Raw genomic sequence first — 7,503 nt, forward strand, 5'->3', positions numbered from 1 at the left:
GAAACTCTACCAGGTTGGCTTCAGTGTTAAATTCCATCTCAACACATGGATATGCTTTTGTTTCTCCGTCATTATTACGGGCAACAATAACAGCAATTTCGCGATCAAAATCTATCCATTCTTCAATGATACTAGGCTCATTAAAAGCATGTTTAAAATCCGCTTCATTATTGATTTTTCGCACTCCTTTTCCATCATAACCATCTCTCCTTAGCTTTTGAATATAAGGAAATGGGATTACAGCAGTCTTTAGAAATTCTTTAGATGTGATGAGCTGAAATGGTGCAGAAGGGATATCATGTTGTTTGAAAAATTCTTTTTGGAGCCCCTTATCCTGAATAAGGCGGATTACACGCGGCTCTGGATAAACCAATACTCCTTCTTCTTCTAACTTTTGAAGGGCATCTACGTTTACTTTTTCGATTTCAATAGTTAACAGATCTGTGTTTTTTCCAAATTCATACACAGTCTCATAATCGGTTAAGGAACCAACGACGAATTTATTACACAAGTGCTTGCAAGATGCATCAGGGTCAGGGTCTAGAACTCGGATGTTGACATTGTAGTTTATAGCTTCCTGAATCAGCATACGGCCAAGTTGGCCACCTCCAAGAATTCCTACACGCAAATCACCATAAAATGCTTTCATTGTTGCAAGTTTAGTTTAAATCTGCGAAAAAAACTAATTTAAGTCCACTACCCGATTAGGATTTAGTATGTAACCTTGAATATTAACTAGCTGGAAGTCAAAAGACTCTCTCCCCGTATTTTTTTTTGCAATTCTATGATTCCTCCAATTAGAGCTTCAGGTCGGGGGGGGCATCCCTGAACGTATATATCAACTGGTATAATTCTGTCAACTCCTTTCACCACATGGTAGCCATATTGCCAATAAGGCCCTCCGCAATTTGAACAGGAGCCCATTGAAATAACATATCTGGGTTCAGGCATTTGTTCATATAGTCTACGGATACGCTCAGCCATTTTAAAGGTGACCGTACCTGCGATGATGATCACATCAGATTGGCGGGGAGTTGGACGAGGGAAAACACCAAGCCTATCCAGATCAAAATTGGCAGAATAAGCACCCATCATCTCAATTGCACAACAAGCTATACCGAAACTTACAGGCCATAACGAAGAGAGTCTGGCCCAATTCAATAAATCGTCCAGCTTTGTAACCATAATTCCTCCATCCTGGGACATTTTATCAAGACTCATTTCTGTGTTCTTTTAAAAGCAGGCTTAAATGCCGGCTTTACAGTAGGTTGTGTAATTTCTTTTTCAGCCATTAAAGGAGGAGAATCCATTGAAAATGCTTTTACCTTATATATTTCTGAATTAATCCTATCATAAGCACTCATTGGAATACCAGTATCAATCACAGTTAAAATAGGGTTGGGTTTAATCCAGTTCAAATCTTTACGCATCCACACATACACCAAACCAAGTAAAAGAACACCTACAAAAATAAACATTTCAATTAAAGTAAGCCAGCCCCATGCATGGTCCGCCAGAATTAGCTCCTTTTGACCAAAAACAGTCGACCATGGAAAAATGAATATCATCTCTACTTCAAACAATAAAAATACCAGCGCTATAACATAAAAACGGGTGTTTACCTGAATCCACGCATTACCTGTGGGCTCTTCGCCACATTCATAAGAGCTTAGTTTAGTTGGGTTTGGTTTGAAGGGAGCAAGAAAATTAGAAAGCAATATTGTAACAGACACGAGTAAGAGACCTGTTAGTAGGATAATAAATACTTTTCCAAATTCGGTTAATTGTGATACCTCTTCCATGTTCTCAAAACTACATAATAATTACATAAATACACAGGCTGCTAAAAAATCAAGTCCACATAAATGCTCCTATAATATTTATTAAAAGGCAAAGGATGAGCACTATAAAAGGAATTTTGCTGACTTGAATACACTAAATTATAGATAAATTGCATTGATTGAATCATCAGGTAAACTTTTTTTGAAAAGTAATACGTGAATAAAAAATCAAGTTCACAGAAATGCCCTTATTAAAATAGACAAAAGACATAATGATGATCAATTAAAAAAGAAATTGTGTATTAGACTTTACAGAAAATTACATAGCAATTGCTGAGTAAATCCAACATAAAGATCAAGAGCAGATATATATTGCAATTAGCTACTAAAAAGATAGTTTTAAGATTCAAATGATATTTACCCGATCTAAATCAATAAAAGAATTCAATAAAAACACATATTATTAATACAAAATTTGACAATAATAAAAATCTCCCTATATTTGCGCTCTTTGTAAGAATAGAGACACATTTTATATAAGTCATGAAAAGAACATTCCAGCCTTCCCAAAGGAAAAGAAGAAATAAGCACGGATTCAGAGAGCGTATGAGTACTGCCAATGGTAGAAGAATATTAGCTTCAAGAAGAGCCAAAGGTAGAAAGAGATTGACAGTATCAGACGAACGTAGTCATAAAGCATAGTATTGATCGTAGCTATTTCCCTGCGGATCTGCAGAATATCTGCATTTAGGCTAGCGCAATCAATATAATGTACACATTTAAAAAAGAAGAACGGTTATGTAATAAAAGGCTTTTAAAAAAGCTTTTTACAAGCGGTTCTTCTTTTTTAGTTTACCCGTTTCGAGTTGTTCATTTACTCGAATTACTGCCTTCCAGCTATCCTGTTCAGGTACTCGTTGCCGTTCCCAAACGCAAATTTAAGCGAGCTGCTGATCGTAATTTGCTAAAGCGAAGAGTCCGTGAAGCGTACAGATTGCATAAAGATTTTTCTTTATATTCTTTTCTAAGCAAAAAAAATCAACAGATCATGCTTTCTTTACATTATATAGGCAACGAAATTGCCGATTACAGTGTAATTGAAAAAAAGCTTTTATTGGTTTTAAAGCAATTGAATAAGGTATATGGTGAGGAAATTAATTGATGCAGTTTTATGGGTTATTGGACGTATATTTCTCCTGATAATACGGTTTTACCAGTACTTTATATCACCGCTTTCAGGCGCCTCCTGTAGGTTTACACCAACCTGTTCGCAGTATGCCGTGGAGGCAATTAAAAAGCATGGCCCCTTTAAAGGTGGTTGGCTAATGCTAAAACGAATATCTAAATGCCATCCATGGGGAAGTCATGGTCATGACCCCGTTCCTTAACGTTTATTATTGTCCTAATTTATCTTATTAAAATGGCTTTAATTCTTCAAATCGAAACTTCAACCATCTCCTGCTCTGTAGCTCTTTCAGAAAACGGACAAACTCTTTCATTTAAAGAGGCAGTTGAACGGAATATTCACGCTTCCCGTATCACTTTATTTATTGAAGATGTCATAAAAATGGCAAACAGGAAATTAATAGACCTTGATGCGGTTGCTGTAAGTATGGGTCCCGGATCCTATACAGGCTTACGTATAGGCGTTTCTACGGCAAAAGGACTTTGTTATGGATTAGGTGTTCCATTAATTGCTATTGATACATTACAAGCCATGGCAGCTAGCCCGAAAGTCAATTCAGGTGTTGGAGACTGTTTATATTGTCCAATGATCGATGCCAGAAGAATGGAGGTGTATTCTGCCATATACAATGCCGAATTAGTTCCGATTAGTCCTATAGCCGCAAATATTATAGATGAAATGTCGTTCTCTGCTATTCTAGAAAAACATAAAGTCGTTTTCTTTGGAGATGGTGCAGAAAAGTGCATCGCTTCAATAGGAAATCACCCTAATGCAATCTTCATTACTGATTTTACTAATTCCTCAGTTGATCATAATGTACAGGCTTATACCAAATTTAGCGCACATCAATTTGAAGATCTAGCCTATTTTGAGCCCTATTATTTAAAAGATTTTGTCGCTACAACTCCTAAAGCTGTTTAATCCCTGTTCCCAAATAGCTTATGCAAGATCCCAGTTCCTGGCATCCTGTGGTTGATACCTGGGATATAGTTCTCATTTTGAGGATGACTAACTATCCTCCCAAATTTTAACGCAAAGCCGATATAGGCCGCTGCACCTGCAATACCTTCATTGAAATTCTCCTTTCTGGACTCTTCATTCTGAGTTAGTAACACCGTAGAAGTATAAGATTGTAAAATGTTATCTGATCCAATAAAAAACTCAACATTTGGTGATTTTAACATCACCTGTGCTCCAAACTGATAATATTCATTCAAATTATAAGCTCCAGAAACACTTAAATTCAGAGCTTTATAATTATAAGAATTTATTAAAACGATATCACCGCTATGATTAAAAAGGCTTTTAGAAATCAATAACGATGGTTTAAAGAAACCTATTTCTTTATTAACTAAGGCTTCAGCCTTTCCGTTAATTAACGTGGTATAGTGTTGTTTAACTAATGAATTCTGTATATAATCTAGTTGATCATTCGAATCTCCAAGGGGATTGATATCAATACTTTCGTTGTTTCTATATGAATTTTTACTCCATCTTATAAATCCTATATCTTTCAGATTTGTCAACACATATACCCCGTTTTTAAGCTTAAAATTTCCGCTAAGGGATAAAGACATTCCCGGATTTTTAAATCCAGGCGTTATATAACCCCGATCAATATCATGGTAATTATAGCTGCTCTTTAAATCTCCATCAACATTGAATGTGTTAGTTCCAGGAATTAATTCTGCGGATGAAACCTTTAGGGAGTTTTGAGCAATTCCACTCAGATAACTCAATTTCACGCCATAGCTGAACCTCTTGTTATACTGTTCCTTGTATGTAAAACCGATCTGATGGTACGATTGAGCTTCAATATCTGTTGTCGACAGTTGATCCTTACCCTTCCTGTCCAAGTATTGCATAACCCCATTTAAGCTTGAATCTGTTCTGGTTTTAAAAATAATCAAGGCTTGATTATGAAGTATTCCTTGCGTTTCAGCTCTTGTTTGCCAGGAGAAACCCAGTTCACGTTGATATTTAACCGTTTTAAGAAGGCGAAACATGAGTAAATAGTTATTTGTACTAACATTAAATCTGTTAAACTGCCGCGAATCTACGTCAAGTGGCGTGTACGATAAGCCGTTTTCATAAAGAATACTATTTTTTACTGCGGCTTTACCAGGACCCGAAAAATTTGCATTAGCACCACTGTTTAGGAATAAAAAGTTGGATGCAAACTGCCTGCTAATATCAAGTTCAAAAGCCTTTTGAGAAGGATTTTCAAATGAATCCCATAATGTTCCCGTTCCATATAACGAAAACTGTTGTGCAGCAACAGGCTGAGCCCAAGCAAATGCTAAGGTTAATAGAAGGATGCATCGTGCTGTTTTACAGTTTATAAGCATACAAGTACCCATCATTACTTCCAGAGATGAGGTAGCGTAATCCATCATTTCTGATCGTACCCATATAGAACTCTCCCGTGCCTTTAACCGGAAAACCTTTAGAAAGATTGCCTTCATTGTCAAATAAGTATAATTCATTTTTTTGGTAAGAAGACACAGCAATATTCCAGGTTCCTTGATCTACAGAGAAAAACTGTAGATTGTTTTTAGAAGGATTTTCGAAGTCGTAACTAAAAACAGTCGTATTGTCCTTATTTAACACAGATAGGCTATTATTGTCTAGGTAAATATACTCAGGATTACTATCACCTGTTATGTTTTTATAACTAAATGTATGATTTTCATCCCACACGCCAACACTTGTACGTGTTATCGCACCATTAAAAGGTATTTCATGCAATACACCAGCAGTATCCGTAGTCACAATCCAGGAGTCATCAGCACTCTCAGATAAAACAGCAAAAAGATTGCTTTTAAATTCAGTGACAACCGTATTTTCTTCGGCATGATGAATTAAGGAACCATTTATAGCATTAAAAAAGAAGAATTCTCCGGTTTGAGTGCCCGCAATGATATAATGTAATTTCCCTATTTCTACATAAAGAGGAGCTGCACACAGTTTCGAAGGCATATTTTTGTTCCAGCCTTCCATCTCTTTCCCTTCTAAAGTATAGGCTAATATTTTGTTCTGAGCAGAAATGAATAAATGAGACTGAGCCGGGTCAGTTCCTGTTAGCGTTAAGCCATATACCGTTTTTTGTGGAAGAGTAACCGGATAGCCTTCCACAGCAGTACCGTCAGGATGGATCCTATATATTTTGTCTTCTGTATTAAAGATAATAGATTCATCATTTAACTGATAAAGTCCCCCACGTATTGTTCCAGGAAGCTGTGTAGCCCAAATTTTCTTTCCCTCATCCGAAAGCGCATACAGATTATATACGTTATCCTGAACCATAATAATTTTCCGGTCCCCATCATTGAACACCACCGGTGCCGAAGCAATGCGGGCATTCATTTTAAACGACCAAACCTTTTTGAAAGCCTTTTTTGCTAGCGTATTGTAATTGGCATATATATTAGTTTGAAAATAGCTGCCTGCCGAACTCCATTGTATGGAAAGGCCATAGAAGTTATTCAAACCTTCTTCATCCTTAAAAAGTGCAGCATATCGATTCTTTAATCTGGAACCAATCACTCGCGAAGAGTTTTTGGTTTCAGCAAAAAAGGAAATATTACTTTTTGTTGCTACGAGCTGATCATGGTCTTTAAACTCTTTCGATTTTGCTATGAAACTACCTGCACCATAATTTCCCATGTATCGGGTTATAGCCCCCTGAGAATTTGCGATTATCAAAATGTTATCAATTACTCGAAAATACGGCCTCTGAAAAGCCCTCATTGGCTCTCCCAGGCAATAATAGAACATGTTCGAAACATTCATTTGGCTGATGAATGTGGAGCTTTTACTTGATATCGCTTGTAAGGACGCATCAACCGCTGTTCCATTGATGAGTTTAATAATACCTACCTTTTCTTGTTGGGCCGTTTCAAAAACCATGAATTCATTCCCAAATTGAGGAAGTAGATCAAGATCTAAATCAAGCCCCTTGTCTGCATGTAAGGCTTGAAATTGGTTTTGCAGTTTTTCCAGCTCCCCCTTCTTTATAAAATAATGAGTTAAATCCTGATGAAATAGCTTGAAATTTGATATGCCGAAAGTGATAAAATTAGCTGTATTGACCGGAAGAAAAGCCTTTAATTGGTTCTTTATCGGTCGCTGATTTAAAAAGGTATTTAAATAATTTACACCTGTGGTATCGGGGATGCTATTGCCGTTAAACATCAGTGCATCACTTTTAAAGTTCATGCCAAGAGCCGAATACCCGCTTAGCCCCTTTAGTAAAAGGGTATTTCCTGTTGCTTTTCCTTTCATAAAGGACAATACAAACGACGACAAGTTGCCCTTATTTACAAATAGATTGATGGGAGTACTTTGCGTTTTGGCTATTTCTTTATTAATCAGGGAAACAAATTCGGATGAAATCTTGCCTGATTTGCTGTCAGCAGCCTTATTCAATAATTCTCTGGAGTAACTTCCGAGCACTGCTCCTTTAAAAAAGTGAAGGTAGAACGGACGTTGCAGATTCTTAAATTCCAGCTTATAGGTATCGCTCTGAGGCATCAA

The 7,503-nt window shown here is 36.7% G+C and carries 9 protein-coding genes; 4 read left to right on the forward strand and 5 right to left on the reverse strand.

Annotated elements, in window-relative coordinates:
* The 3 genes from ADIARSV_RS08070 to ADIARSV_RS08080 all read right to left on the reverse strand — a co-directional run.
* On the reverse strand, window positions 1–649 hold a 649-nt coding region (locus ADIARSV_RS08070; RefSeq protein WP_040299504.1), incomplete at its 3' end, for an ATP-grasp domain-containing protein.
* 86 nt (window positions 650–735) lie between these two features.
* Window positions 736–1,221 (reverse strand): NADH-quinone oxidoreductase subunit B, encoded by a 486-nt coding sequence (locus ADIARSV_RS08075; RefSeq protein ID WP_016194968.1) that lies wholly within the window; start codon window positions 1,219–1,221, stop codon window positions 736–738.
* Window positions 1,218–1,802, reverse strand: coding sequence for an NADH-quinone oxidoreductase subunit A (locus tag ADIARSV_RS08080; RefSeq protein WP_016194969.1), 585 nt, complete (start codon window positions 1,800–1,802; stop codon window positions 1,218–1,220). Before ADIARSV_RS08080 ends, ADIARSV_RS08075 begins: the two co-directional genes overlap by 4 nt.
* 522 nt (window positions 1,803–2,324) lie before the next feature.
* Between ADIARSV_RS08080 and rpmH the strand changes: the two genes are divergently transcribed.
* From rpmH to tsaB, 4 genes are all read left to right on the forward strand, one after another.
* Window positions 2,325–2,483, forward strand: coding sequence for a 50S ribosomal protein L34 (gene rpmH, locus ADIARSV_RS21040; RefSeq protein WP_083256999.1), 159 nt, complete (start codon window positions 2,325–2,327; stop codon window positions 2,481–2,483).
* Between the two features lie 67 nt (window positions 2,484–2,550).
* Window positions 2,551–2,943: a ribonuclease P protein component gene (locus tag ADIARSV_RS08085; protein WP_016194970.1), complete on the forward strand. Its 393-nt coding sequence runs from the start codon at window positions 2,551–2,553 to the stop codon at window positions 2,941–2,943.
* Window positions 2,924–3,169: a membrane protein insertion efficiency factor YidD gene (gene yidD, locus ADIARSV_RS08090; RefSeq protein ID WP_016194971.1), complete on the forward strand. Its 246-nt coding sequence runs from the start codon at window positions 2,924–2,926 to the stop codon at window positions 3,167–3,169. Before ADIARSV_RS08085 ends, yidD begins: the two co-directional genes overlap by 20 nt.
* 32 nt (window positions 3,170–3,201) lie before the next feature.
* On the forward strand, window positions 3,202–3,888 hold the full coding sequence (gene tsaB / locus ADIARSV_RS08095) for a tRNA (adenosine(37)-N6)-threonylcarbamoyltransferase complex dimerization subunit type 1 TsaB (protein ID WP_016194972.1): 687 nt from the start codon (window positions 3,202–3,204) through the stop codon (window positions 3,886–3,888).
* On the opposite strand, the gene ADIARSV_RS08100 is transcribed toward tsaB, so the two are convergent.
* The gene (locus tag ADIARSV_RS08100) at window positions 3,885–5,363 is read right to left on the reverse strand and encodes a DUF5723 family protein (RefSeq protein WP_160166647.1); all 1,479 of its coding nucleotides are present in this window, start codon (window positions 5,361–5,363) and stop codon (window positions 3,885–3,887) included. The genes tsaB and ADIARSV_RS08100 overlap by 4 nt on opposite strands.
* Window positions 5,299–7,503: hypothetical protein (locus ADIARSV_RS21850; protein WP_160166648.1), on the reverse strand; the 2,205-nt coding region annotated here is incomplete at its 5' end. The genes ADIARSV_RS08100 and ADIARSV_RS21850, both read right to left, overlap by 65 nt.

Origin of the sequence: Arcticibacter svalbardensis MN12-7 (assembly GCF_000403135.1) — a bacterium.
In the GTDB taxonomy this organism is placed as follows: domain Bacteria; phylum Bacteroidota; class Bacteroidia; order Sphingobacteriales; family Sphingobacteriaceae; genus Arcticibacter; species Arcticibacter svalbardensis.